We start from the raw sequence: 23778 nt of genomic DNA, 5'->3' as shown, positions 1-23778 counted from the left end.
CGGGTCAGTCCCGGTGGAAGCGGCGGCCGAGGACGCGCTCGGAGGCGCCGGTGCGGTCGAGGTAAGGAGTGATCCCGCCCAGGTGGAAGGGGTAGTTGGCCCCGAGGACCATGCACAGGTCCACGTCCTCGGGTCCCGCGACGACGCCCTCCCGCAGCATCGTGCCGATCTCCTCGGCCAGGGCGTCCTGGACCCGCACGAGCAGCTCCTCCGGCGAGGCGGGGGCACCGGCGGCGGAGCCCCGGTGCTCCGTCCGGGTCCGGTCGAGCAGCCGGGCGGCGTCCGCGGCGAGGTAGCCGTCCGGGCCCGTCTCCGGGGCGGTCTCGGTGGGCAGGACGTGGGTGAGACCCGCCTCGACCACCGCGTCCATCCACGGGGACTGCGCGAAGCGCTCGGGATAGGCCCGGTGCATGGTCTCGTCCACGTGGTGGAGCACGGCCGGGCCCACGAAGTCGAGCAGCCGCAGCGGGGTCATGGGGAGGCCCATCGGGTCGGGGGCGTGGTCGGCGGCCGCCACGTCCGTGCCCGCGTCGATCGCCTGGACGATCACGTCGAACAGCCGGGTCAGCACCCGGTTGACCACGAAGCCCGGGGCGTCCTGGACGCGCACCGCCGTGCGGCGCAGCTTCGCGGCGAGCTCGAAGGCGGTCACGAGGGCCGTGTCGCCGGTCCGCTGCCCGGCGACGATCTCGAGGAGCGGGGTGACCTCCACGGGGTTGAAGACGTGGAAGCCGACCACCCGCTCGGGATGCCGGAGGTCCTCCGCCATCGCGGTCACGGACAGGGAGCTCGTGTTCGTCGCGAGGATCGCGTCCGGCCGCACGACCTGCTCCCACTGGGCGAAGACCTTCTTCTTCACGCCGAGGTCCTCGAAGACGGCCTCGATCACGAAGTCCGCGTCGGCGAGGTCCTCCGGTCCGCTCGCCCCCGTGACGAGGGCGCCGATCCGCTCGGCCTGCTCCGCGCTGATCCGGCCCCTGGCCGCCTGGGCGGCGAAGCGCTCCCGGGTCCGGGCCACGCCCGCGGCGAGCCGTTCGTCGTCGAGGTCGGTCATGACCACGGGGATCCCGGCACCGCTCGCGATGAGCGAGGCGAGCTGGCCGGCCATCAGGCCGGCGCCGATCACGGCGGCCTTGCGCACGGGCACGGGCTCTGCGGCGGGGACGTCCGCCGCCTGCCGGGCACGCGCCGAGACGAGCTCGAAGGCGTAGAGGGAGGCCTTGGCCACGTCTCCGCGCACCAGCTCGGTGAAGGCTGCGACGGCCTTGTTCCCGTTCTCGGTGCGGGTCTCGGTGCGTGCGTCCGCGACGAGGTCGATCGCCACGAGCGGGGCGGGAGCCGCCCCGTGCCAGGTGCGCTCGGCCCGGGACCGGGCCTGCTCGACGGCGTCGCGCCACTGCTGCTCCCCGGTGCCGCCGGGCGTGCCCGCGCGGCGGCGGGGCTCCCCGCCGTCGAGCGCGCCGAGTCGTCCGGCGACCCACTGCTGCCAGGCCGGGTCCCACTCCGCGGTCCCCGGGACGGCGTCGAGGACGACGTCCACCAGTCCGAGCTCGAGGGCCTCCTGCGCCTTGAGGTTCCGGCCCCGCAGGGAGTCGGACACGATGACGCGCAGCGCCGCGGCCGGCCCGATCAGGTGCGGGAGCAGGTGGACGCCGCCCCAGCCCGGGAAGAAGCCGAGGCGGCACTCCGGCAGGCCGAGCGGGCCCGTGCGCGGATGGGCCGCGCGGTGGTCCGTGTGGAGGGCCAGCTCGAGCCCGCCGCCCAGGGCCTGCCCCGTCAGCAGGGAGAAGGTGGGCACGCTCGCATCGGCGAGGACGCCGAAGGCCTCGTGGCCGAGTCCCACGTACCGGTCGGACACGCCGCTGAGCTGGGCGTGGCGGATCTCCTTGAGATCGGCCCCCGCACCGAAGGAGCGGGCGTTGCCGGTGACCACGATCGCCTCCACCGCGGACTGGTCGATCGACTCCAGCGCCTCCTGGAGCTGCCCCAGGGCCTCGGAGCCCCAGATGATCAGCCCGCCCGGCGGGGTGGAGTCCAGCCGCACGAGGGCGACGGGGGTGGACCGGCCGGGCAGGAGCACCTGCTCGACGTCCACCGTGACGGTGGAGGGGAAGGACGGGGCGGGTGCCATGGGCGGACTCCTGACGACGAGGTGTGATCGTCACCACTCTGACTGATACCGAGTATCAGGTCAAGGTATTGAGTCTCACAAGGGTTCGGAGTCGTCTCCCGTCGCGTCGGCGCACGGACGCTGTGCTCGCCCGGCACCGGACGTGCTCCGCGGTCCCTGCGCCGGATACGCTGGCGGGGATGATCGACGTGCTGCCCCCAGAGACCGAACGCCTTGCGTTCCGCCGCTTCGACGCCGCGGACCTCGACCCCATGCACTCCTACCAGAGCCGCGAGGACTACGCGCGGTACGCGTGGCGCGGTCCCCGCACGCGCGAGGAGTGCGCACGCGCCCTCGCGGAGAACAGCGGGATGCGTCCGTGGGGCCGGGACGGGGACCACGTCCGCTTCGCCGTCTCCCCCCGGGGCTCCCGGGAGCTCGCGGGCGAGATCGTGCTGACCCTCATGGACGCGGCCGCGGCGCAGATCGAGATCGGCTGGGTGGTCCACCCCGACCACGCGGGCAGGGGCATCGCCTCCGAGGCCGCCCGCGCCGCGATCGAGTTCGCGTTCTCCGAGCTGGGCGCGCACCGGGTCTGCGCGAGCCTGGACGCCCTCAACGTGAGCTCCGCCAAGGTCTGCGAGCGCATCGGCATGCGCCTGGAGGCGACCCTGCGCGAGAGCCACCACCAGCTGGGCGAGTGGCGCGACGAGCTGATCTACGCGATTCTCGCCGGCGAGCTCTGAGCCCTAGCCCAGGGCGTCGCGCACGGACGCCAGGACCTCCTCCGTGCCCGCACCGGGGTCCAGGACGGTGACGACGACGGCGGGCCGCGCCCCGGGGGCGGCGGCCGGGTGCACCGCGCCGTCGTCGTACCCGGCGAGGAGGGTGCGCGCCAGGCGCTCGAGCCGCACCGCCAGCTCGGCCGAGGGATCGGTGTCCGGGGAGCGCAGCCAGGCCCGCAGCTGCGCGTTGTGCACGGCCACGGCGGCCGCGGACAGCGCCGTGGCCAGCGTCGCCCGGTCCGGGGAGTCGGGCAGGGCGGAGTCGAGGTAGCGCCGCAGGACGCGCTCGTAGCGGTGCGACGTGATGAGCTCGCGGTCCCGCAGCTGAGGCACCTGGCGCAGCAGGGCGCTGCGGGCCAGCGCCCGCTCCCGGTGGTCGAGGTGGTGGCGGAAGACCAGGAGCACGCCGTCCCGCAGGGCGCCGGCCGGGTCCGCGTCCGGCCGGCCCGCGACGCGGGCGAGCAGCTGCTCGAGGCGCTCCAGGTTCGCGGCGTGGTCCGCGAAGACGATGTCCTCCTTGGACCCGTACTTGCGGAAGAACGTGGCCCGGCTGATCCCGGCGGCCAGCGCCAGCCGGTCCACGGTCGTGGCCTCCCAGCCCTGCTCGGCCAGCAGGCGGATCGAGCCGGTCACGACGTCCGGGGCCGCCCGGGGGGTCTCGGTCATGGATGCCTCCTCCAGGCGATCCTAGACCGGCGGCCGCCCCGCCCGGCCCGCGGGTGCCTCAGCCCGCGGCGCGGTCGGCGTTGGCGTGGATCGCGTCGCGGACGTACTGCGCCAGCCCGGGCTCCAGGTCCTCGTAGGTCTTGGTGAACCGCGGGTCCGCCACGTACATGTCCCCCAGGGCCCGGTGGAACTCCGGCGGGAGGTCGTAGAAGCGCTCGTGGATCTGCCGCCGGGCGGCCTCCGCGGCGTCCATCGCCTCGATCGAGTCCGCGGGCAGGCCGGCGCGCCGGGCCGCGGCGAACCGCTCGTTGATCGCCGCGGTCTCGGCGGCGATCCGCCGCCAGTCCTGCGGGTCGTAGCCGGCCGTGCGCCGACGGGACTGCTCCCACGCGTCGGTGTCGCCCCAGCGGCGCTCGGCCTCGGCGGCGTACTCGTCGCTGAAGCCCTCGCCGAACAGCTCGCGCCGCTCCTCCGGGGTCAGGTCGATTCCGGTCATTTCCTTCTCCAGTGCTCGGTCGATCGCGGTGACGAGGTCGGCCAGTTCGGCCTGCCTCGCCAGGACGGACTCGCGCTGCCGGCGCAGGTGCGCCAGCACGGACCCGGGGTCCTCCGCGGCCAGCAGCTCCTCGATGCGCTCGAGGGGGAAGCCGAGCCGGCGGTAGACCACGACGTGCCGGAGCCGGAGGAGGTCGTCCTCCGTGTACAGGCGGTATCCGCCCGCCGAGCGTTCGCGCGGGCGCAGCAGGCCCACGTCGTCGTAGTGGTGGAGCGTGCGCACGGTGACGCCGAAGCGCTCCGCGACCTGCCCCACGGTGAGCCGCTCGCCCGCCGCTGCGGGCCGCTGTCCGTCCATGTCCTCCACCCTGGGCCCTCCCGTCGCGTGAGGGTCAAGCCCGTGGGCCCTGCGCCCGGGGCCCACGGGTGCGCCGGCGCCCGGCACCGCGGTCAGCCCGCGAAGGGCAGGACGGGCAGCCCGGGAACCTCGACCCGGACGGCGAACAGGGAACCGGCGGCGGGGTCCTCGTCGGCGTCGAGGTTCTCGCGGGAGGTGGTGACGTAGAGGGTGCGCAGGTCCGCACCGCCCAGGCAGCACGCGGTGGTCTGCCGGGCGCCGACCTCCACGACGGTGTCCAGCGCGCCGTCGGCCGTGTAGCGGTGCACCTGGCCGGCACCGTGCAGCGCCACCCAGACCGCGCCCTCGGAGTCGACGGTCAGCCCGTCCGGGTGGACGTCCCCCTCCGCGAGCTCCGGCACCACGAAGGTGCGCCGGCCGTGCAGGCCCGCGGACTCCGACCAGTCGAAGACGTCGACCTTCCCGGTGGGCGTGTCGTTGTAGTACGCGAGGGTTCCGTCCGGGGACCACGCGATGCCGTTCGAGACGGTGACCCCCTCGAGGACCGGCTCCCACCCGAGGCCGGGATCCACACGGTAGAGCGTGGCCGCGCCCTCGGCCTGGTCGTAGGCCATGGACCCGACGTAGAGGGAGCCGTCCGGGGCGGCGCCGCCCTCGTTCATCCGGACCGCCCCGGGCTCCCAGAGCAGCCGGGGCGGGTGGACCACTCCGTCCGGGTCCTCGAGGGCCACCCCCGTCTCGACCGCCAGGACCGCGCCACCGGTCGCGCGCGGGCGCACACAGGCCACGACGTCCCCGACGTGCGTGCGGAGGACCTGGCCGTCCGCGCCGAGGAACAGGACGTCGCCCGCCGTCATGTCCACCCAGCGCAGCCCGCCCCAGGACTCCGACCAGCACGGGCCCTCGGCGTGGTGGGCCACGGAGTCCGTGATCCGCTCGGCGCTCAGCCGCCGCACCGACATCTCAGTGCCCCCGCTCGCGCGGGGCGCGCCGGTCGCCGAGCCGGACGACCGCGCGGACCGCCGCCTCCTCGTCGGCCCGGCGCGGCAGTCCCCCGCCGGACAGGGTGCCGTCGGGGCCGGGGTCCGCCGGCGCGGTCCGCGTGCGGGTGCGGAAGGTGATGTCCTGGGTCGTCATGAGCCCACAGTACTGAGCGCGGGTCTCCTGTGCGCCGTCGGCTACAGCTCCACGGTCCCTCGCACCACCGGGCTGACGTGCCCGCCGACCCAGATCGTCTCCGCTTCCCGCTCCACCAGCACGCGCCCGGTGCGACCGAGCACCGTGCCCTGGGCGGCGACGTAGCCGTCCGGGGCCCAGCCGTTGTCGGTCAGCCACCGGGCCAGGCCCGCGTTGAGACTGCCGGTGACCGGGTCCTCCACGACCCAGTCGCCCACGAAGGCGCGCACCTCGACCGCGCACTCCGCGCCCGCCGGGTGCGTCCCGACCACGCCGAGCTTGAGCCCCGCCATCGCGGACCAGTCCGCGCGCACCCCGAGGACGGTCTCGGCGTCGGCCACGCGCACCCCGATCCAGCCGGGCCCGTTGTCGAGCCAGGACACGTCGAGCAGTGCGGACGGGCCCAGCCGCAGGGACCGGGCCACGCGGTCCAGCAGCGCTGGATCCACCACCGGTTCGTAGCGCAGCAGCGGCGGAGCGGCGAACGAGAGCCGGTCGCCGCGGCGCCGGACGTGCACCAGTCCCGCCCCGCACTCCTGCACGACGTCCTCGCCCGCGGGCTCCCCGCCGAGGGCGAGCCAGGCGGACGCCGTCCCGAGCGTGGGGTGCCCCGCGAAGGGCAGCTCCCCGCCGGGGGTGAAGATCCGCACCCGGTAGTCGGCGCCCGGGGCGCGGGGCTCGAGCACGAACGTGGTCTCGGACAGGTTGGTCCAGCGCGCGAACCGGGCCATGGTGGCCTCGTCGAGGACGTCGGCGCCGTGCACGACGGCGAGCGGGTTGCCGCCCAGCGGTGCGGCCGAGAAGACGTCCACCCAGCTGATCCCGTGGCGCGTCACGGCTCAGAGCACCGGCCCGCGCCAGGTCCTGCGGGCGGGCCGGGTCCGGTCGGACGGCCCGCCCCGGCCGGCCGCCGCGCCCCGCGCCCCGGGCCTGTCCCGTCCGCCGGCCCTCGTCCGCCCTCCGGGCGTCTCCGCTCCGCCGGCCGCGGCGCGGTCCGCACGCAGCCGCCGCACCACCATGCCGACCAGGACGGAGCCCACGGTGCTCAGGACCAGGGGCAGCACCGCGCTGGGCTGTCTGCTGTTGTCGTACATGACCGGGCCTCCTGCCGGAAGGCGACGCGGGGCGTCGTCGGATGCGGTGCCAGAGATCCTACGGCGCGTCCGGCGCGTCCGGCCACACCCCGGAGCTGCCGCGACGGTGGCTGCCGACGAGGTGGGTGTCGACGATCCCGACCGCCTCCATCAGCGCGTACATCGTGGTCGGCCCCACGAAGCGGAAGCCCCGCGCCCGCAGGGCCCGGGACAGGGCCTCCGACTCCGGCGAGCGGGTCGGGACCTCGGCGGCCGTGCGCGGCCGGGGAGTCCGTGCCGGGCGGAACGACCACACGAGCTCGGGCAGCCCGCCCTCGGCGCGCAGGGCCACGGTGGCGCGGGCGTTGCCGACGGCGGCCTCGATCTTGCCCCGGTGGCGCACGATCCCGGCGTCGGCCAGGAGCCGGTCGACGTCGGCGGGGCCGAACCCGGAGACCGTGTCCGGGTCGAAGCCCGCGAAGGCGGCGCGGAAGGCGGGGCGCTTGCGCAGGATCGTGGCCCAGGACAGACCGGCCTGGAAGCCCTCGAGGCAGATCCGCTCGTAGAGACCGCGCTCGTCCCGCACGGGCTGCCCCCACTCGGTGTCGTAGTAGGCGCGCAGCAGGGGGTCCGTCGCGGCCCAGGCGGGACGGGGCAGCCCGTCCTCGCCGAGGACGAGACCGGTTCCGGGACCACGTCCGGCCGCGGGATCAGGCAGAGGACTCATGCCCAGCATCGAACCACACCGGGGCGGCCGACACATCGTGGTGGGTTACCCCCTGGGGTATAAGATGGCGGCCATGCACCCGACGCACGCCACCGTGGACCGCCGCGCCCTGCAGCGGAGGGTCGTCCGCGTCCTCGCGCTCGGCCAGGTCCTGGGCGGGCTGGGCGTCGGCGCCACCCTGGCCCTGGGCGCCCTGCTCGTCACCGAGGTCTCCGGCTCCTCGGCGTGGTCCGGCATGGCCGCGACCATGAACACCCTCGGGGCGGCCCTGCTCGCCGTGCCCCTCGCCCGGCTCGCCCAGGCCCGCGGCCGGCGGATCTCCCTGAGCACCGGCGCGTTCACCGCCATGGCGGGTGCGTCCGTCACGATCGGCGCCGCGGTCCTCTCCAGCTTCCTCGTCCTGCTGGTGGGCCTGGCCCTGCTCGGGGCCGGCTCCGCGCTGAACCTGCAGTCCCGCTTCGCGGCGACCGATCTCGCCCCCGACGACACCCGGGCCCGGGACCTGTCCCTGGTGGTCTGGTCCACGACGATCGGCGCGGTGCTCGGGCCCAACCTCTTCGAGCCCGGCGAGCTGATCGGCCGGGCCCTGGGCCTGCCGGAGCTCACGGGCGGGTTCGTCATCGCGCTCGTGGCCCAGGCCCTCGGCGCCCTGGTGTACCTCACGGCCCTGCGGCCGGACCCCCTGCTGCTGGCCGTCGCCGACGGGGAGGCCGCCGGGCGGGACCGGCCCTCGTCCGCGGGCGGGCTCGCGGTGCTGCGGTCCTCGTCGCCCGCCCGCCGCGCCGTCCTCACCGTGGCGCTGAGCCACGCCGTCATGGTGGCGCTGATGTCCATGACGCCCGTGCACCTGACCCTCCAGGGGGCGTCGCTGAGCATCGTGGGCCTGACCATCAGCCTGCACGTGGCCGGGATGTACGCCCTCGCCCCCGTGTTCGGGTGGCTTGCGGACCGGTCCGGCCGCCGCGCCACGATCCTGCTCGGCCAGTCCCTGTTCGTGGCGTCCCTGGTGCTGTCCTGGTCCGGCTCGGCGTCCCCGGTGCTGGTCACGGTGAGCCTGGTCCTGCTCGGACTCGGGTGGTCGGCCTCCACGGTCGCGGGCTCGACCCTCGTGGCGGAGGCCGTCCCGCCGGCCGACCGGCCGAAGCTGCAGGGCGTCTCGGACCTGTTCATGAACCTCGCCGGCGCGACCGGCGGCGCGCTCGCCGGACCGGTCCTGGCCCTCGTCGGCTTCGACGGCCTCAGCGCGGCCCTGCTCGTCCTCGTGGCGGTCGTGGTGCTCGCCCACCGGGGCGGCGCCGGGCCCGCACCGGCCGGCCCGCACCGGGGGGACCCGCGGGACTAGTTGAGCACCGGCAGCTGCAGCGGGTAGCGGTAGACCTCGCCCTTGTTGGCCTTGAGCACGGCGAGGATGTGGCACACCACGAGCAGCACGGCGGCGGCGATCCACAGCACGATCGCCACGGGGATCAGGATGACAGTGAACAGGCACACCCACGCGGCCACGTTGAGCAGCCACATGGACAGGTTGAAGTTGAACGACCCGGCGGAGGTGGCCCGCAGGAACACGTTCTTCTCCCGGTAGACGAGCCACACGACGAGCGGGCCGACGAAACCGAGCCAGCCGACGGAGATCAGCGCGCCGATCAGACCGGACAGGTGGGTGAGGACCGCGATGGTGCGGTCGTCCCCCTGCGCCCGGTACTGCGGCGGAGGTGCTGACGGCGGGGGTGCTGACGGTGGAAGGTAGGACATCGGGTTCTCCTGGTCGGCGGGGTGGAGCCGGTCGCACCGATCCGGTGCCGCGGACGCCGGATCGGCGTGGTGCTGCCAGCGTATCGGGGCCCGGCCCGCACCCGGTATGGGGGATGGCCGCACTCCCCGCGGCGGTTCCCCGCCGTCACGCACGACGGCGAGAGCCGCGCGGCCCGCCGCACTGGTCTACGATTCTCGGCAGACCGTCCAAGGCCCGCGCCCGCGGGCCCGTCCCGAGGGAGGCCCGTGGCTCCGTTGCTGCGCCCCAACAAGTACGCCTACCGGGCCATCGTGCTCGTCGGCCTCACCGCGGTGAAGCTCTTCCGCGTGCCCCTGCTCGCCTCGGGCGAGGAGCACCTGCCCACCGACCAGGTCGTGCACGGACTGCACCGGGAGGTGCTGCCGGGCAAGGGCGCCGTCGTGGCGGTGACCCACTTCGGCTACCTCGACTTCGTGTTCGCGCAGCTGGTCGTCTGGCGCCGGCTGCGGGCCCACCCGCGCTTCCTCATCACCCGCAAGCACACCGGCAGCGCCCTCGTCACGGCGGTGTGCCGGCTGTGCGACCACGTGGTGGTCGACCGCGCCGACGGCGCCCCGGCCTACGCCGAGGCCGTGGCCAAGCTGGCCCGGGGCGAGTTCCTCGCGGTCTTCCCGGAGGGCGGGGTCAGCCGCAGCTGGACCGTGCGCCCGCTGCGCACCGGGGCCGTGCGCATGGCCGCGGAGACCGGCGCCCCCGTCATCCCGGTGTCCGTCTGGGGCAGCCACCGTATGCTCACCCGGGGACGCGGCGGGATCCGGCTGCGCGACGTGTGGCGCACCCCCGTGCGCGTCCACGTGGGCCCCGAGCTGCGGGTGGCCCGCGGCGAGGACGTCCGTGCCGCGAGCGCCCGGCTGCGCTCGGCGCTCCAGGAGGGGATCGACCGGTGCATCGAGAGCTATCCCGCTCCGCCGGGGCCCGGGGCGTGGTGGATGCCGGCGCACCTGGGCGGGAGCGCGATCACGGTCCAGGAACAGGCCGAGTCCGACGAACGGGAGCGGGAGGCCTACAAGCGCACGGGCTGAGTGCCGCGGGCCCGCCCGCCCCCGCGGTGCGGCGTCAGCGGAACCCGGCGCGCAGGACCAGCTCGAGCTCGAACCGGGTCCGGGCGTCGTTGAGGGACTCCCCGAAGACCTCCCGCAGCTGGTTCACCCGGTACCCGACCGTCTGCTCGTGGATGTTCAGCTCGGCCGCCATCGCCGCACGCTGCCCGTGGTGCTCGAGCCAGCACAGCAGGGTGGCGCCCAGCCGCTCCCGCTGTCCGGGCCGCAGCTCGTCCAGAGGGGCCAGCCGCTGCGCGGCGAGGTCCTCGACCACGCTCCGCTCGCTGTTCAGGACGAGCTCCACGAGATGCTCGGAGACCCACAGCGGCCGGTTGCCGGCCGGCTCGTCCCGCTGCAGCAGGTCCCGCGCCATGACCGCCAGCCGCAGCGAGTCGGGGGCTGCGTACCAGGGCCGGCCCGGCCCGATCACCGCGCCCCTCCCCATGAGCACCCGCTCCATCTCCCTGCACGCGGTCGGGGACGCGGGCTCGGGGATCACCGCGACGACGTCCCCGGGACGGGACGTCAGCAGCGCCCGGTCCCCCAGGCGGGAGCGCAGCCCCACCCGCCGGTCGGCGTCCAGCGTCACCACGACCACCCGCTCGGGCACCGGCCAGCCCGCCGCCGCCGCCGCGGAGCGCACGGAGTCCTCGACCACGTGGCCGCGGATCAGCATGTCCGCGAGCGCGTCCAGCAGCCGGTCCCGCTCCCCCGCCCGCTCGGACTGCTCCAGCGCGTACCCCTCGGCGCTGGCGGCGGAGAGCTCCTCGATGTAGGCGAACACGGACTCCGCGAGGCCGATCAGCACGGAGGCCTCGAACCCGGCGTCCATGGCCACGCGGGACAGCGAGCGCAGCGTGGTGCGCGCCCCGGAGCGGTAGGCCGCGAAGAGGGCGTCCATCGGGCGCCCCTCCCGCACCTCACCCCGGCCCAGCCCCTCGTAGACCCGCCGGTCGTCGCCCATCAGCGCCGGCTGCTGGGTGCCGGGCAGCTGCAGGAACCGGGTCAGGGCCACCTCGACCCCGCGCCGGATGCTGTCCCCGAACACCCCCTCGAGCGGCCGGGCGTAGACCGGGACGTCGAGCCGCACGGCGTCGAGCAGCTCTTCCGCGACCTCGGGCAGGTGCGGCACGAGGAGGGGGGTCAGGGCCGGCGGCAGCGAGGTCCACGGCAGCTCCCGGTCCGCCCGGCCCGCCGGCTGCACGGGCGCCAAGTGGTCAGTATGCTCCATATTTTCCCGCTTTCATCCCGAGACCACAGTTTCTCCGCTGAAAGAGTACGCGACAGGACGAGAAGCGTCACCGGATTTGGGGCACAGTTACTACGTGCCCCAATTACGACTGTTCACCCGCCTGGCCTCGGCCTTCACCACGCCCCGTTCGCCCGAGGACTTCCTGCGACTCGTCGACCCGCTCGCCAGCGCGCGCCAGCTGCGCGGCCTGGTGACCTCCGTGGTCCCCGAGACCGGTGACTCGGTGACGATCCGCTTCCGCCCCGGGCGGGGCTGGAACGCGCACCAGGCCGGCCAGTGGGCGCGCATCGGCGTGGAGATCGACGGCGTGCGGCACTGGCGCTCCTACTCCCTCAGCACGGGCGCCGGGCAGGACCCCGCCATCACTGTGACGGCGATGGGCAAGGTCTCCACCGCCCTCGTCCGGGGCACCCGGCCCGGCGACGTCCTCTTCCTCGCCCCGCCCGAGGGGGACTTCGTCCTCCCCGAGAGCCCGCGCCCCCTGCTGATGCTCACCGCCGGCAGCGGGCTGACCCCGGTCATGTCCATGATCCGCACCCTCGTCCCCCGCCGCGCGGACGCCGACCTGGTGCTCGTGCACTCCTCGCGCTCCCCGGAGGAGTCGCTCTTCCGCGAGGAGCTGCTGGAGCTCACCGACCAGTTCCCCGGCTTCCGTCTCGTCCAGTGGTTCACGGGCGAGCGCGGCCGCCGCCTCGACCTCGCGGGCGTCTCGGACCTCGACGCCGCCTGCCCCGACTGGCGGGAGCGCGCCGCCTACGCCTGCGGCCCCGCCGACTTCCTGGACGCCGCCGAGGCGCTCTGGAACCGCGAGGAGGGCGAGCTGCGGGTCGAGCGCTTCGCCGCCGTGGTCGCGCCCGGCTCCGGCGGCGAGGGCGGACGCGTGACGTTCGAGAAGGCCGACAAGGAGATCGAGGCCGACAGCGGCACGACGCTCCTGGCCGCGGGCGAGAACGCCGGCCTGATGATGCGCAGCGGCTGCCGCATGGGCATCTGCCACGCGTGCGTGACCCCGCTGCTCTCCGGGCAGGTCCGCGACACCCGCACCGGCGAGGTCCACGGGGAGCCCGGTCACCTCGTCCAGACCTGCGTGTCCACGGCCGCCGGTCCCGTCAGCCTCGACGCCTGACCCCCGATCTCCAGCACTCACCCCCACACCTCGTTCCCGAAGGACCCACACCATGACGATCGTCACCCCGTTCCTGCTCGACTCGGGCCAGCACGCCGAGACGGCCAGGCCCTCCGCCGCCGCCCACCTCTCCGACGCGCAGATCGAGGAGCTGGGCCGCGAGCTCGACGCCCTCCGCGAGTCCGTGATCGCCACCCGCGGGGCCAAGGACGCGGCCTACATCCGCCGTGTCATCGCCACGCAGCGGTCCCTCGAGCTGGCCGGCCGGGCCACGCTCCTGCTCGCCAAGCACAAGCCCGCCTGGGTCGCCGGCACCGGCATGCTGACCATCGCCAAGATCCTCGAGAACATGGAGATCGGCCACAACGTCCTGCACGGGCAGTGGGACTGGATGCGCGACCCCGACATCCACTCCACCACCTGGGAGTGGGACTTCGTGACCCCGTCCAGGGCGTGGCAGCACACCCACAACGACCTGCACCACACCTGGACCAACGTGGTCGGCAAGGACCGGGACGTCGGATACACCATCCTGCGCATGGACGAGGACCAGGAGTGGACGCCCCGCAACCTCGGCAACCCGATCTACAACGCGCTGCTGGCCCCGGTCTTCGAGTGGGGCATCGCGATCTACGACCTCGAGCTCGACGAGTACCGCGAGGGCCGCAAGTCCAAGGCGGAGCTCGTGCAGGGGCTCAAGGCCTTCGGCGCCAAGTTCCTCAAGCAGGCGGCGAAGGACTACGTGGCCACGCCCGCCGCCGCGATGCTCGCCGGCTCGGGCAAGCAGGCCCTGGCCGCGACCCTCACCGCGAACGCCGCCCGCAACGTCTGGGCGCACGCCGTGATCTTCTGCGGGCACTTCCCGGCCGGGGCGGACACGTTCACCGAGGAGCAGATCGAGGGCGAGACCCGCGGCGACTGGTACGTGCGGCAGATGATCGGCTCGGCCAACATCTCCGGGTCCAAGCTGATGCACCTCATGACCGGCAACCTGTCCTTCCAGATCGAGCACCACCTGTTCCCGGACCTGCCCTCCAACCGCTACGCCGAGGTCGCCGTCAAGGTGCGCGAGATCTGCGCGCGCTACGAGCTGCCCTACACCACCGGGCCCCTGCCCAAGCAGGTCGCCTCCGCGTGGGCGAAGGTGTTCCGCCTGGCGCTGCCCTGATCCGCCCCTCCCCCTGATCGACCCCCTGCTCCTGATCGGCCTGCGGCGCTTCGGAGCACGCAACGGCCGCGGTGCTCCGGCACCGCGGCCGTTCCGCGTGCCGGAGCACCTCCGCTCCGCGTGCCGGAGCGCCGGCGCCGCCTGCCGCGGCGCGGCCGGGAGGACGCCCGGCGCGGGGTCCTGTCAGGCGGCGTTGATACGCTCGCGGAACCCGCACGAAAGGCAGGCCATGACCTCTCCCCAGCGCGTCCTCATCACCGGTGCCACCGGCTACGTCGGAGGGCGCCTGGCGCCCAGGATGGTCGAGGCCGGGCACTCCGTGCGCGTGGCCGTCCGGTCTCCCGGCAAGCTGCGCGCCGTGCCGTGGCGGGACCAGGTGGAGGTCGCCGAGACGGACCTCAACGACCTCGAGGGCATGACCGCGGCGTGCCAGGACGTCCACACCCTGTACTACCTGGTGCACTCCATGGGCGGTTCCCGGCAGTTCGAGGAGGAGGAGGCCGAGATGGCCCGGACGGTGGTCCGGGCGGCCGAGCGGGCCGGGGTCCGGCGCATCGTCTACCTCTCGGGCCTGCACCCCCAGGGGGAGGAGCTGTCCCAGCACATGCGCTCCCGGGTCCGGGTGGGCGAGATCCTGCTCGAGAGCCCCGTCCCCGCGGTGGTCCTGCAGGCCGGCGTGGTGATCGGCTCCGGCTCGGCGTCCTTCGAGATGATCCGCCACCTCGGCGACACCCTCCCGATCATGCCGGCGCCGTCCTGGGTGACGAACAGCATCGAGCCCATCGCCGTCCGCGACGTGCTGTACTACCTGGTCCGCGCGATGGACCTGCCGGAGGGGCTCAACCGCACCTTCGACATCGGCTCCCGCGACGTCATGACCTACGCGGACGCCATGCGCCGCTACGCCCGGGTCGCCGGGCTGCGCCGGCGCGTCGTCTTCCACCTCCCCCTCCCGGCGCCCCGGCTGTCCGGGTTCTGGGTGGGCATGGTCACGCCGATCCCGCTGGCCCTGGCCGTGCCGCTCGTCCAGTCGCTGCAGCACGACGCCGTGGCCGACGAGCACGACATCGACGACTACATCCCGCAGCCCCCCGAGGGGCTGGCCGGGTACCGCCGTGCCGTGGCGCTCGCGCTGAAGAAGATCGAGGACAACTCCGTGGAGACCACGTGGGACGTCCACTACGGCTCGTCCGAGAGCGCCGCGGATCCTCTTCCGTCGGACCCGGACTGGGCGGGGCGCACGGTGTTCGTGGACGAGCGCAGCCGCACGGGCCCGGCGCGGCCGGAGCAGGTGTGGCGGGTCATCGAGTCCATCGGCGGGCGCAACGGCTGGTACTCCCTGTCCCTGGCGTGGCGGGTCCGCGGAGTGATGGACAAGCTGGTGGGCGGGGCCGGCCTGAACCGGGGCCGCCGCGACGCCACGGACCTCCAGGTGGGCGAGTACGTGGACTGGTGGCGCGTCGAGGACATGGAGGAGGGGCACAAGCTGCTCCTGCACGCCGAGATGCGGGCCCCCGGCCGGGCGTGGCTCGAGCTGTCCGTGGAGCCCGACGGCGAGGGCAGCCGGTACATGCAGCGGGCCATCTTCTTCCCGCGGGGCCTGCCGGGGCGGCTCTACTGGTGGGGCGTGTGGCCCTTCCACGGGTTCATCTTCCCGTCCATGGCCCGCAACATCCTCGCCACGGCCGCCGCGCTGGACGATCCCGGGCCCGGCGCGGCGGATCAGCCGGAGCAGGCGGAGCAGGCGGAGCAGGCGGCCGAGCGGATCACCCCTGCGGGCCGGACCCCGGACCGGGGCTGATCCCCTCCGGGCCCTCCACGGGCCGGGGACCGGGACGTCCCCACTCGCTCCAGGAGCCGTCGTAGACGGCGACGTCCTCGCGGCCGGCCAGGTGGGCGGCCAGCGCCAGGACGCAGGCGGTGATCCCCGAGCCGCAGCTGGTGACGATGCGCCGCCCCCCGGGTGCTGCCGCGTCGATCCGCTCCCGCAGCCGCGGCACCGGCAGCAGCCGCCCGCGGGCGTCCTGCAGGTCGGTGTACGGCAGGCTGACCGCCCCGGGCATGTGCCCCGGGCGCAGGCCCGGCCGCGGCTCGGGCTCGGTGCCCGCGAACCGGCCGGCGGAACGGGCGTCGAGGACGCCGGCGCCGGGGTCCTCGAGCGCCCGGGCGACGTCCTCCGCCCCGGCGAAGAACCCCTCGCGGGGCGCGAGCTCGACGTCCCCCGGATCCGCGGGGGGTGCGGCGTGCGCCGCGGTGGGCCGGCCCTCGGCGGCCCACGCCGGGAGGCCGCCGTCGAGGACGGCGACGCGGTCGAGGCCCGCGGCCCGGAACATCCACCAGACGCGGGCGGACGCGAAGACCCCCTTGCCGTCGTAGGCGACGAGCGTGCTCGTCCGGAAGATCCCGAGCGCACGGGCCGCGGCGGTCAGGCGCTCCGCCGTGGGCATCGTGTGCGGCAGGTCCGAGGACGGGTCCGAGAAGGGCCCGTCCAGGTCCAGGAGCAGCGCCCCGGGGATGGCCTCCTCGACCCGGTTCATCGTGGAGCTCGCGTCCACGAGCACGAGCCGGGGGTCGTCGAGGTGCTCGGCGAGCCAGTCGGTGCCCACCAGGGGCCCGGGCGGCTCGAGCAGGGCGTCGTGCTGCGCGGCGCTGTCCTGGGGCGTGCTGTTCTGCGGGGTGCCGGTGCTCATGTGCTCCAGGCTAGTGCCGGGTCAGGCGGTGGCGCCGGTGAGCGTCCGCTCGAGGTCCTCCAGCTGGTCCTCGACGTCCTCGATGCCCACGGAGAGCCGCACCAGGTCGACGGGCACGGCCAGCGCAGTGCCCCGGACGGAGGCGTGGGTCATCTCGGAGGGGTAGCAGATCAGGGACTCCACGCCGCCCAGGCTCACGGACAGCGAGTACAGCCGGGTGCCCTCCGCCACCGCCCGGGCCGCACCCTCCCCGCCGGCCAGCCGGAAGGAGAGCATCCCGCCGAACCCGCGCATCTGCGCGGCGGCGAGCGCGTGGCCGGGGTGCCCGGGCAGCCCGGGGTAGAGCACCCGGGAGACCTCCGGTCGCTCCAGCAGCCACTCGGCGATCCGCTGCGCGTTGTCCTGGTGGCGCTCCATCCGCAGGCTCAGGGTCTTGAGCCCGCGGGCGGCCAGGTAGCTGTCCTGGGGCCCGGCCACGGCACCGGCGGCGAACTGCTGGAAGCCGACCGCCTCGGCGAGGGGGACGCCGCGCCACTCGGCAGCCCCGACCACCACGGCGCCGCCGAGCACGTCGGAGTGCCCGCCGATGTACTTGGTGGTGGAGTGCACCACGGCGTCCGCGCCGAGCTCGAGCGGGTTCTGCAGGTACGGGGACGCGAAGGTGTTGTCGACGACCAGCAGCGCCCCGGCGTCCCGGGCGAGCTGCGCCCAGGCGGCCACGTCGGCGATGCCGAGCAGCGGGTTGGACGGCGTCTCGAGCCACAGCACCTTCGTGGTCCCCGCCCGCACGGCCGCCCGGACGTCGTCGAGGTCGGCGATGTCCACGGCCGTGTGCCCGATGTCCCAGGGGGCGAGGACCTTGGTGATCAGCCGGTTGGTGCCGCCGTAGCCGTCGGCGCCGAGCACGATGTGGTCGCCCGGGCGCAGCACCGCGCGCAGCAGCGCGTCCTCGGCGGCGATCCCCGATGCGAACGCGAATCCGCATTCGCCCCGCTCGAGGGCCGCGAGCTGCTCCTCGAAGCCGCTGCGGGTGGGGTTGGAGCCGCGGCTGTACTCGTGCCCGGCGCGCAGCACGTTGATCCCGTCCTGGGCGAAGGTCGAGGTCTGGTAGATCGGCGGGATGACCGCCCCGGTCAGCGGGTCGGGCTGCTGGCCGGCGTGGACGGCGGTCGTGGTGAAGCCCCGGGGGCGGGTGCGGGTCTCGGTGGAGGACGTCATGACGGGGCTCACTTCCGGGAGGTCTGGACGGTCTCGAGGACCGTGTCGAGGGCCTGGCCGAGATCGGCCACGAGGTCCTGGGGCGATTCGAGGCCGATCGACAGCCGGACCGTGGTCTCGGCGATGCCGCCGGCCCGGCGCTGCTCGGGGGTCAGGCGGCAGTGCGTCATGGCCGCCGGGTGGGACACGAGGCTGCGGGTGTCCCCGACGTTGGCGACCAGCTTGAACAGCCGCAGCCCGTCGATGAACGGCCCCACGGCGTCGTCCGGGGCGGCGAGGTCGAAGGAGAACACGGAGCCGGTCCCGAGGGGGAAGTCCCGGGCCGCGATCCCGGCACCGGGGTCCCCGGGCACGCCGGGGTGGTGGACGCGGGCGACGGCGGGGTGCCCGGCGAGGAACTCGGCCACCGCCAGCGCCGAGGCCGTGTGGCGGGCCACGCGCAGGTCGAGGGTCTCGGTGCCCTGCAGGATCTGGCTGGCGTTGAACGGGGACAGCGTGGTCCCGAGGTCGTGCACGTACTTGGCCCGGACCAGGTGCAGGTAGGGGCTGGCGCCGGCGCACTTGTCGACCAGGCTCCGGCCGCCCCAGCGGGCGCGGGCCTGCGTGAACTGCGGCCACTTCCCGGGCCGCGCGGACCAGTCGAACGTCCCGCCGTCCACGACCGCCCCGGCGAGCGCGTTGCCGTGCCCGCCCAGGAACTTGGTGGCGGAGTGCACCACGATGTCGGCGCCCTTCTCCAGCGGCCGGTACAGGACCGGGGACGCGAGGGTGTTGTCGACGACGACGGGCACCCCGGCCGCCCGGGCGACGTCGGCGATCCCGGGCAGGTCCGGGAGGGTGGCCAGCGGGTTGCCGATCGACTCGAGCAGGAACGCCCGGGTGTCGGGGCGCACGGCCGCCGCCCACGCCGCGGGGGCCGTGGGGTCCACGAAGTCGACCTCGATGCCGAAGTCCGCGAAGGAGTCGGTGAGCAGGTCCACCGTCCCGCCGTACAGCTTCTCGGAGGCCACGAGGTGCTTGCCGGCGCCCTGGCCCAGCAGGGCCAGCAGCGCCACGGCCACGGCGGACTGGCCGGAGCCGGTGGCCACGGCGCCCGCGCCGCCCTCGAGGTCGCTGATGCGCTGCTCGAGCACGGCCACCGTGGGGTTGCCGGTGCGCGTGTAGGTGAAGCCCGCCCGCGTCTGGGCGAACATCTGCCGGGCCGCCTCGTAGTCCGGGAACTCGAACGCCGCGGTCTGGTAGATCGGCACCGTCAGGGTGCGCTGGGTGACGTCGTCCTGGGTGCCGGCGTGGATCTGCCGGGTCGCGAGGTCGTGGACTGTCACGGGGGTGGACATGGCGCTGCTCCTGTGCGCTTGCTCTTACCCGCACCGGTCGTCCGCACCGGCCCGGTGGGCACGCCGCGGAAGATGCAGGCCGCTTCCTCATCCGAACCACCCGATGAGCATGGGGTTGGTGCGTGACCAAGTCGGAGCTTCGCGGTCACGTCTCGTGAAGCTGGAACGACACTATGCGCAGAGGTAGTCGGATGTCTCCCTGCGTCGGAAGATGACGACCGTGACGCTTCATGACGTCGTCACGGCGGGGCGCGGGCGCGGGACCCCGGTCAGGCCCTCGTGTCGATGTCCTCGAAGACCAGGAACGTCTGGGTGTCCACCACGCCGGGCAGCTGCTGGATGTGCTCGAAGATCACCTGCCGCAGGTGCACGGTGTCGACCGCCCGCACGAGCAGCATGACGTCGAAGTTCCCGCCGACCAGGGCGATGTGCTGCACGGCCGGGATCGCCCGGAGCTGGGCGCACAGCTCCCGCCAGGTGTTCTGCCGGAGCTTGAGCGTCACGTAGGCGGAGGCCTGCAGGCCCGCCCGCACCGGGTCGATCACGGTGCTGAAGCGCAGGATCACCCCTTCGTCCCGGAGCCGGTTGATGCGGGCGTAGGCGTGGGCGCGGGAGACGTGCACGGCCGCGGCGATGGCCGTCACCGACTGCCGGGCGTCCCGGGACAGCTCCGCGAGGATCCTCTGGTCGGTCTCGTCCAGCGGCACGGGGGTCGAGGGCACGGGGGGCTCCTTCGGGGTGGGGGGCGGGCGCAGCGTCCGCAGCGTGTCGGACGAATGCATGTGCTCCACGCCACACTAGGACATTTCGTCCACGGAGATCACGCCGACCTGCTCACTATTCTGCACTTTCCCCCCTCCGTGGATACGAACCCTCGCCTGTTCGCATACTGGGGAGACGAAGCCCTCCCAGTTTTCAGGCTTCCCAGCCTTCCCATCCTTCCTGCCTCCCCGCGACCGGGGACCGACCGAGGGGACACCATGAGCCAGACCGTCGAGACCCCCGAGGACCCGATCCTCCGGGCCTCCCAGAGCTTCGGCATCACGCCGGAGCAGTACATGCTCCCGGCCCGCGGCGAGATCCGCATGGTCGACCCGGACGGGCGCCTGCTCGCCCCCGAGGAGCAGGGCACCGGCCCCGGCCACGAGTACCCGCTGCCCGACCCCGAGGTGCTGCTGGACGCCTACGAGAAGCTGGTGGTCGGCCGGCGGGTCAACGACCAGAACTCCGCGCTGGTCCGCCAGGGCCGCATGGCCGTCTATCCGTCCAGCCACGGCCAGGAGGCCTGCCAGGTGGCGGCGGCCCTGTGCCTCGCGGAGGGCGACTGGCTGTTCCCCACCTACCGGGACACCGTGGCGGTCATGACCAAGGGCGTGGACCCCATGCAGGTCATGGCGATCTTCCGCGGCGAGTGGCACGGCGGCTACGACCCGCACGAGCACCGGGTGGGCATCCAGTCCACGCCGCTGACCACCCAGCTGCTGCACGCGGTGGGCGTGGCCCACGCCGCGAAGCTGCGCGGGGAGGACACCGTGGTCCTCGCGATGTGCGGCGACGGCGCGACCAGCGAGGGCGACTTCCACGAGGCCCTCAACTTCGCGGCCGTGTTCAAGCTGCCGGTCGTGTTCTTCGTGCAGAACAACGGCTACGCGATCTCCGTGCCCCTGTCCCAGCAGTCCGCGGCGCCGAGCCTCGCCCACAAGGCGGTCGGCTACGGCATGGCCGGCGAGCGCGTGGACGGCAACGACCTCGTGGCGCTGCTCGCCACGCTGCGCCGTGCCGTGGACCTGGCGCGCTCCGAGTCCGAGCCCCTCCTCGTCGAGGCGCACACCTACCGCATGCAGGCGCACACCAACGCCGACGACGCGACGCGCTACCGCGACGACGCCGAGGTGCAGGAGTGGATCGCCAAGGACCCGGTGACCCGGATGCGCGCCTACCTCGGCGCCGAGGGGGTGCTCGACGACGACGCGGCGCAGCGCATCGCCGCCACCGCGGAGGACGTCGCCGCGGCCCTGCGCGACGGCATGAACGCCGACGTGGAGGTCGACCCGCTCGAGCTGTTCCGCCACGTCTACACCGAGCAGACCCCGCAGCTCGCCGAGCAGGAGCAGTTCCTGGCCGCCGAGCTCGCCCGAGAGGAGACCGGACAGTGAGCACCCTCGAAGCCCCCGCGCCGTCCGGCGAGGCCCCGGCGCGCAAGCCCGTGACCTTCGCCCAGGCGCTCAACACCGCCCTGGCCGACGCCCTGGCCGCCGACGAGGCCGTCGTGGTCTTCGGCGAGGACGTCGGCACCCTCGGCGGGGTCTTCCGCATCACGGACGGGCTCGCGAAGCGCTTCGGCCGCACCCGCTGCTTCGACACCCCGCTGGCCGAGTCCGGCATCGCCGGGATGGCCGTGGGCATGGCGATGAACCGGATGCGCCCCGTCGTCGAGATGCAGTTCGACGCCTTCGCCTACCCGGCGTTCGAGCAGGTCGCCTCGCACATCGCGAAGATGCACAACCGCACCCGCGGCGCCGTGCGGCTGCCGATCGTCATCCGGATCCCGTACGCGGGCGGCATCGGCGGCGTGGAGCACCACTGCGACTCCTCCGAGGCCTACTACGCCCACACCCCGGGCCTGAAGGTCTTCACCCCGGCCACCGTCGAGGACGCCTACCTCATGCTCCGCGAGGCGGTCGACTCCGACGACCCGGTCGTGTTCCTCGAGCCCAAGAAGCTCTACTGGTCGAAGGCGCCCGTGGACCTGGCCGAGCTGAAGGACCGCTACGAGAACGGGTCGCCCGAGCGCCGGGAGGGTCGCGCCGTCGTCGCCCGCGCCGGGCACGACGCCACGATCCTCGCCTACGGGCCGTCCGTGCCGACCGCCCTGGCGGCCGCCGCGACCGCCGCGGCCGAGGGGCGATCGCTCGAGGTCGTGGACCTGCGCAGCATCGTGCCCTTCGACGACGAGACGGTCGCCGCGTCGGTGCGCAGGACCGGGCGCGTGGTGGTCGTCGCCGAGGCGCCGGGCTTCGCGTCCGTGGCCGCCGAGGTCGTGGCCCGCGTCCAGGAGCGCTGCTTCCACTCCCTGGCCGCGCCGGTGCGCCGGGTGACCGGGTTCGACATCCCGTACCCGGCGCCCAAGCTCGAGGAGCACTACCTGCCGAGCGTCGACCGCATCCTCGACGCCGTGGACGACCTGCAGTGGGAGGACTGACCATGACCGTGAAGACGTTCACCCTGCCGGATCTCGGCGAGGGACTGACCGAGGCCGAGCTCGTGACCTGGCTCGTCCAGGAGGGCGACACCGTCGCCGTGGACCAGCCGATCGCCGAGGTGGAGACCGCCAAGTCCGCGGTGGAGGTGCCGTGCCCCTTCGCCGGGACCGTGCACGAGCTGCACGGCGCCTCCGGGCAGACCCTCGACGTGGGCGCGCCGCTGATCTCCGTCGACACCGGGGACCGGGCCGGCACCCCCGCGCCGCAGGGCGGCGGCCCCAAGGGCGGGCTGTCCTACCGCGAGGAGGAGCGCGCCGGGGCGGACCCCGCCGCGGCTCCCGAGGCCTCCGACGACGACGCCGGGTCCGGCAGCGTGCTCATCGGCTACGGCACGCCCGCCGGTGGCGCCGCCGGGCGCCGGCGCCGGCCGAAGCAGTCCGGTGCCACCGCCCGTCCGGCCGGGAACGACCGCGGCCGGACGGGTCCCGGGCAGTCGCCGGACGAGGCGGCCCGGGCGGCCGGTGCCGCCCACGACGCGATGGCCTCGGCCCCGCGCCTGGCGCCCACGGTCGTCTCGCCGATCGTCCGCAAGCTCGCCAAGGACCACGGGATCGACATCTCCACCGTGCGCGGCACCGGTCCCGGCGGCCTCGTCCTGCGCCGCGACGTCGTGGCCGCGGCGGCCGCCCCCGCGCCGCCGGCAGCGGACCCGCGGGAGACCGCCGCACCGTCGTCGTCCCCCGCCCCGGCGCCGGCCGCCGGGGTGGAGGCCGCCGGGGTGCCGGCCGAGGCCGACGCCCGGACCGGGCTCGGCGTGGCCGAGCGGATCCCGGTCTCCGGGATCCGGAAGGCCATCGGGCAGGCCATGACCCGCTCCCGCGCCGAGATCCCCGAGGCCACCGTCTGGGTGGACGTGGACGCCACGAAGCTGGTGGAGCTGCGCGCCGAGCTCAAGGCGCAGGACCCCGAGCGGGCCCCGGGGCTCATGGCCCTCCTCGCCCGGTTCGTGCTCGCCGGTCTGGCCCGGCACCCCGAGCTCGCGACCCGGATCGAGACCCGCGAGGACGGGACCCAGGAGATCGTGCGCTTCGACGGCGTGAACCTGGGCTTCGCGGCGCAGACCGACCGGGGGCTCGTGGTGCCCAACATCCGCCGCGCGCACACGCTCAGCGCCCGCGGGCTCGACGCCGAGCTGCGGCGGCTCACCGAGCTCGCCCGCTCCGGCCGGGCCGGTCCCGCCGAGCTGTCCGGCTCCACGTTCACCGTCAACAACTACGGGGTGTTCGGCACGGACGGCGCCGCGGCGATCATCAACCACCCGGAGGTCGCGATCCTCGGGATCGGCCGGATCATCGACCGCCCGTGGGTGGTCGACGGGCAGCTGGCCGTCCGCAAGGTCACCCAGCTCTCCCTCGCGTTCGACCACCGGGTGTGCGACGGCGGCGCCGCCGGCGGCTTCCTGCGCATGGTGGCCGACGCCGTGGAGAACCCGGTGTCGGTCCTCGCCGACCTGTAGGGGCCGCCGCGGGCCGCCGGGCCTCCCCGCCCCGCGCGGGGCCGCG

At 74.4% G+C, this 23778-nt stretch carries 23 protein-coding genes and 1 riboswitch; of the genes, 9 read left to right on the top strand and 14 right to left on the bottom strand.

The annotated features are described in order from the left end of the window. Positions 1 to 4 precede the first annotated feature (4 nt). Complete coding sequence (locus ACH9D3_RS07420) at positions 5 to 2131, bottom strand: 3-hydroxyacyl-CoA dehydrogenase NAD-binding domain-containing protein (protein ID WP_396410441.1); 2127 nt, start codon at positions 2129 to 2131, stop codon at positions 5 to 7. A gap of 179 nt (positions 2132 to 2310) precedes the next feature. On the opposite strand from ACH9D3_RS07420, the gene ACH9D3_RS07415 reads away from it, so the two are divergent. Further along, the gene (locus tag ACH9D3_RS07415) at positions 2311 to 2856 is read left to right on the top strand and encodes a GNAT family N-acetyltransferase (protein ID WP_396400917.1); all 546 of its coding nucleotides are present in this window, start codon (positions 2311 to 2313) and stop codon (positions 2854 to 2856) included. 3 nt (positions 2857 to 2859) lie between these two features. Here ACH9D3_RS07415 and ACH9D3_RS07410 read toward each other — a convergent pair whose 3' ends face one another. The 7 genes from ACH9D3_RS07410 to ACH9D3_RS07380 form a co-directional block, all read right to left on the bottom strand. Continuing rightward, complete coding sequence (locus tag ACH9D3_RS07410; protein ID WP_396400916.1) at positions 2860 to 3561, bottom strand: TetR/AcrR family transcriptional regulator; 702 nt, start codon at positions 3559 to 3561, stop codon at positions 2860 to 2862. Between the two features lie 58 nt (positions 3562 to 3619). After that, positions 3620 to 4414: a MerR family transcriptional regulator gene (locus ACH9D3_RS07405; RefSeq protein WP_396400915.1), complete on the bottom strand. Its 795-nt coding sequence runs from the start codon at positions 4412 to 4414 to the stop codon at positions 3620 to 3622. 92 nt (positions 4415 to 4506) lie between these two features. Beyond that, complete coding sequence (locus ACH9D3_RS07400; RefSeq protein ID WP_396410440.1) at positions 4507 to 5376, bottom strand: SMP-30/gluconolactonase/LRE family protein; 870 nt, start codon at positions 5374 to 5376, stop codon at positions 4507 to 4509. A gap of 1 nt (position 5377) precedes the next feature. After that, positions 5378 to 5551, bottom strand: a complete 174-nt coding sequence (locus ACH9D3_RS07395) for a hypothetical protein (RefSeq protein ID WP_396410439.1) — start codon at positions 5549 to 5551, stop codon at positions 5378 to 5380. A gap of 41 nt (positions 5552 to 5592) precedes the next feature. After that, entirely contained in the window at positions 5593 to 6426 is an 834-nt protein-coding gene (locus tag ACH9D3_RS07390; RefSeq protein WP_396410438.1) for a PhzF family phenazine biosynthesis isomerase, read from the bottom strand. A gap of 3 nt (positions 6427 to 6429) precedes the next feature. Beyond that, entirely contained in the window at positions 6430 to 6684 is a 255-nt protein-coding gene (locus tag ACH9D3_RS07385; RefSeq protein WP_396410437.1) for a hypothetical protein, read from the bottom strand. A gap of 58 nt (positions 6685 to 6742) precedes the next feature. Next, positions 6743 to 7390 carry a DNA-3-methyladenine glycosylase I gene (locus ACH9D3_RS07380; protein ID WP_396400911.1) on the bottom strand — a complete coding sequence of 216 codons (648 nt, stop codon included), beginning with the start codon at positions 7388 to 7390 and terminating at the stop codon, positions 6743 to 6745. Positions 7391 to 7454: 64 nt separating this feature from the next. On the opposite strand from ACH9D3_RS07380, the gene ACH9D3_RS07375 reads away from it, so the two are divergent. Next, positions 7455 to 8732 (top strand): MFS transporter, encoded by a 1278-nt coding sequence (locus tag ACH9D3_RS07375; RefSeq protein WP_396410436.1) that lies wholly within the window; start codon positions 7455 to 7457, stop codon positions 8730 to 8732. On the opposite strand, the gene ACH9D3_RS07370 is transcribed toward ACH9D3_RS07375, so the two are convergent. Further along, entirely contained in the window at positions 8729 to 9142 is a 414-nt protein-coding gene (locus ACH9D3_RS07370; RefSeq protein WP_396400909.1) for a DUF4870 domain-containing protein, read from the bottom strand. The two genes, ACH9D3_RS07375 and ACH9D3_RS07370, sit on opposite strands and share 4 nt — an antisense overlap. A gap of 246 nt (positions 9143 to 9388) precedes the next feature. On the opposite strand from ACH9D3_RS07370, the gene ACH9D3_RS07365 reads away from it, so the two are divergent. Beyond that, complete coding sequence (locus ACH9D3_RS07365) at positions 9389 to 10204, top strand: 1-acyl-sn-glycerol-3-phosphate acyltransferase (protein WP_396410435.1); 816 nt, start codon at positions 9389 to 9391, stop codon at positions 10202 to 10204. Positions 10205 to 10238: 34 nt separating this feature from the next. Here the strand turns inward: ACH9D3_RS07365 and ACH9D3_RS07360 are convergent, their stop codons facing one another. Beyond that, the gene (locus tag ACH9D3_RS07360; RefSeq protein WP_396410444.1) at positions 10239 to 11426 is read right to left on the bottom strand and encodes a helix-turn-helix domain-containing protein; all 1188 of its coding nucleotides are present in this window, start codon (positions 11424 to 11426) and stop codon (positions 10239 to 10241) included. A gap of 121 nt (positions 11427 to 11547) precedes the next feature. On the opposite strand from ACH9D3_RS07360, the gene ACH9D3_RS07355 reads away from it, so the two are divergent. The 3 genes from ACH9D3_RS07355 to ACH9D3_RS07345 all read left to right on the top strand — a co-directional run bounded on the left by ACH9D3_RS07355 (position 11548) and on the right by ACH9D3_RS07345 (position 15569). Next, positions 11548 to 12600, top strand: coding sequence for a 2Fe-2S iron-sulfur cluster-binding protein (locus ACH9D3_RS07355; protein ID WP_396410434.1), 1053 nt, complete (start codon positions 11548 to 11550; stop codon positions 12598 to 12600). A 52-nt stretch (positions 12601 to 12652) separates the two neighbouring features. After that, positions 12653 to 13768, top strand: coding sequence for a fatty acid desaturase (locus tag ACH9D3_RS07350; RefSeq protein WP_396410433.1), 1116 nt, complete (start codon positions 12653 to 12655; stop codon positions 13766 to 13768). 229 nt (positions 13769 to 13997) lie between these two features. After that, entirely contained in the window at positions 13998 to 15569 is a 1572-nt protein-coding gene (locus ACH9D3_RS07345; protein ID WP_396410432.1) for a DUF2867 domain-containing protein, read from the top strand. Here ACH9D3_RS07345 and ACH9D3_RS07340 read toward each other — a convergent pair. The 4 genes from ACH9D3_RS07340 to ACH9D3_RS07325 all read right to left on the bottom strand — a co-directional run bounded on the left by ACH9D3_RS07340 (position 15535) and on the right by ACH9D3_RS07325 (position 19735). Then, positions 15535 to 16458, bottom strand: coding sequence for a rhodanese-like domain-containing protein (locus tag ACH9D3_RS07340; RefSeq protein ID WP_396410431.1), 924 nt, complete (start codon positions 16456 to 16458; stop codon positions 15535 to 15537). The two genes, ACH9D3_RS07345 and ACH9D3_RS07340, sit on opposite strands and share 35 nt — an antisense overlap. 21 nt (positions 16459 to 16479) lie before the next feature. Then, a complete protein-coding gene (locus ACH9D3_RS07335; protein WP_396410430.1) occupies positions 16480 to 17676 on the bottom strand; it encodes a cystathionine gamma-synthase in 1197 nt (398 codons plus the stop codon). Positions 17677 to 17684: 8 nt separating this feature from the next. Next, positions 17685 to 19013 carry a PLP-dependent transferase gene (locus tag ACH9D3_RS07330; RefSeq protein WP_396410429.1) on the bottom strand — a complete coding sequence of 443 codons (1329 nt, stop codon included), beginning with the start codon at positions 19011 to 19013 and terminating at the stop codon, positions 17685 to 17687. A gap of 38 nt (positions 19014 to 19051) precedes the next feature. After that, positions 19052 to 19173, bottom strand: a riboswitch (SAM riboswitch). A 109-nt stretch (positions 19174 to 19282) separates the two neighbouring features. Continuing rightward, complete coding sequence (locus ACH9D3_RS07325; RefSeq protein ID WP_396400900.1) at positions 19283 to 19735, bottom strand: Lrp/AsnC family transcriptional regulator; 453 nt, start codon at positions 19733 to 19735, stop codon at positions 19283 to 19285. 258 nt (positions 19736 to 19993) lie between these two features. Between ACH9D3_RS07325 and ACH9D3_RS07320 the strand changes: the two genes are divergently transcribed. From ACH9D3_RS07320 to ACH9D3_RS07310, 3 genes are read left to right on the top strand one after another with little or no spacing between them, the layout of a single operon-like run. Then, complete coding sequence (locus ACH9D3_RS07320; protein ID WP_396400899.1) at positions 19994 to 21169, top strand: thiamine pyrophosphate-dependent enzyme; 1176 nt, start codon at positions 19994 to 19996, stop codon at positions 21167 to 21169. Further along, positions 21166 to 22215: a transketolase C-terminal domain-containing protein gene (locus tag ACH9D3_RS07315; RefSeq protein ID WP_396410428.1), complete on the top strand. Its 1050-nt coding sequence runs from the start codon at positions 21166 to 21168 to the stop codon at positions 22213 to 22215. The genes ACH9D3_RS07320 and ACH9D3_RS07315 overlap by 4 nt, the downstream gene beginning before the upstream one ends. A 2-nt stretch (positions 22216 to 22217) precedes the next feature. Next, entirely contained in the window at positions 22218 to 23732 is a 1515-nt protein-coding gene (locus tag ACH9D3_RS07310; protein WP_396410427.1) for a 2-oxo acid dehydrogenase subunit E2, read from the top strand. Positions 23733 to 23778 lie beyond the last annotated feature (46 nt).

Origin of the sequence: Kocuria kalidii, assembly GCF_044462225.1 — a bacterium.
Taxonomy (GTDB): domain Bacteria; phylum Actinomycetota; class Actinomycetes; order Actinomycetales; family Micrococcaceae; genus Kocuria; species Kocuria kalidii.
This window is presented reverse-complemented; position numbering and strand designations above follow the sequence as displayed.

What these genes read in the sequence shown, in the direction of transcription:
- ACH9D3_RS07420 (WP_396410441.1), bottom strand. Translation starts at nt 2,131, where the DNA reads ATGGCACCCGCCCCGTCCTTCCCCTCCACCGTCACGGTGGACGTCGAG.
- ACH9D3_RS07415 (WP_396400917.1), top strand. Translation starts at nt 2,311, where the DNA reads ATGATCGACGTGCTGCCCCCAGAGACCGAACGCCTTGCGTTCCGCCGC.
- ACH9D3_RS07410 (WP_396400916.1), bottom strand. Translation starts at nt 3,561, where the DNA reads ATGACCGAGACCCCCCGGGCGGCCCCGGACGTCGTGACCGGCTCGATC.
- ACH9D3_RS07405 (WP_396400915.1), bottom strand. Translation starts at nt 4,414, where the DNA reads ATGGACGGACAGCGGCCCGCAGCGGCGGGCGAGCGGCTCACCGTGGGG.
- ACH9D3_RS07400 (WP_396410440.1), bottom strand. Translation starts at nt 5,376, where the DNA reads ATGTCGGTGCGGCGGCTGAGCGCCGAGCGGATCACGGACTCCGTGGCC.
- ACH9D3_RS07395 (WP_396410439.1), bottom strand. Translation starts at nt 5,551, where the DNA reads ATGACGACCCAGGACATCACCTTCCGCACCCGCACGCGGACCGCGCCG.
- ACH9D3_RS07385 (WP_396410437.1), bottom strand. Translation starts at nt 6,684, where the DNA reads ATGTACGACAACAGCAGACAGCCCAGCGCGGTGCTGCCCCTGGTCCTG.
- ACH9D3_RS07380 (WP_396400911.1), bottom strand. Translation starts at nt 7,390, where the DNA reads ATGAGTCCTCTGCCTGATCCCGCGGCCGGACGTGGTCCCGGAACCGGT.
- ACH9D3_RS07375 (WP_396410436.1), top strand. Translation starts at nt 7,455, where the DNA reads ATGGCGGCCATGCACCCGACGCACGCCACCGTGGACCGCCGCGCCCTG.
- ACH9D3_RS07370 (WP_396400909.1), bottom strand. Translation starts at nt 9,142, where the DNA reads ATGTCCTACCTTCCACCGTCAGCACCCCCGCCGTCAGCACCTCCGCCG.
- ACH9D3_RS07350 (WP_396410433.1), top strand. Translation starts at nt 12,653, where the DNA reads ATGACGATCGTCACCCCGTTCCTGCTCGACTCGGGCCAGCACGCCGAG.
- ACH9D3_RS07345 (WP_396410432.1), top strand. Translation starts at nt 13,998, where the DNA reads ATGACCTCTCCCCAGCGCGTCCTCATCACCGGTGCCACCGGCTACGTC.
- ACH9D3_RS07340 (WP_396410431.1), bottom strand. Translation starts at nt 16,458, where the DNA reads ATGAGCACCGGCACCCCGCAGAACAGCACGCCCCAGGACAGCGCCGCG.
- ACH9D3_RS07335 (WP_396410430.1), bottom strand. Translation starts at nt 17,676, where the DNA reads ATGACGTCCTCCACCGAGACCCGCACCCGCCCCCGGGGCTTCACCACG.
- ACH9D3_RS07330 (WP_396410429.1), bottom strand. Translation starts at nt 19,013, where the DNA reads ATGTCCACCCCCGTGACAGTCCACGACCTCGCGACCCGGCAGATCCAC.
- ACH9D3_RS07320 (WP_396400899.1), top strand. Translation starts at nt 19,994, where the DNA reads ATGAGCCAGACCGTCGAGACCCCCGAGGACCCGATCCTCCGGGCCTCC.
- ACH9D3_RS07310 (WP_396410427.1), top strand. Translation starts at nt 22,218, where the DNA reads ATGACCGTGAAGACGTTCACCCTGCCGGATCTCGGCGAGGGACTGACC.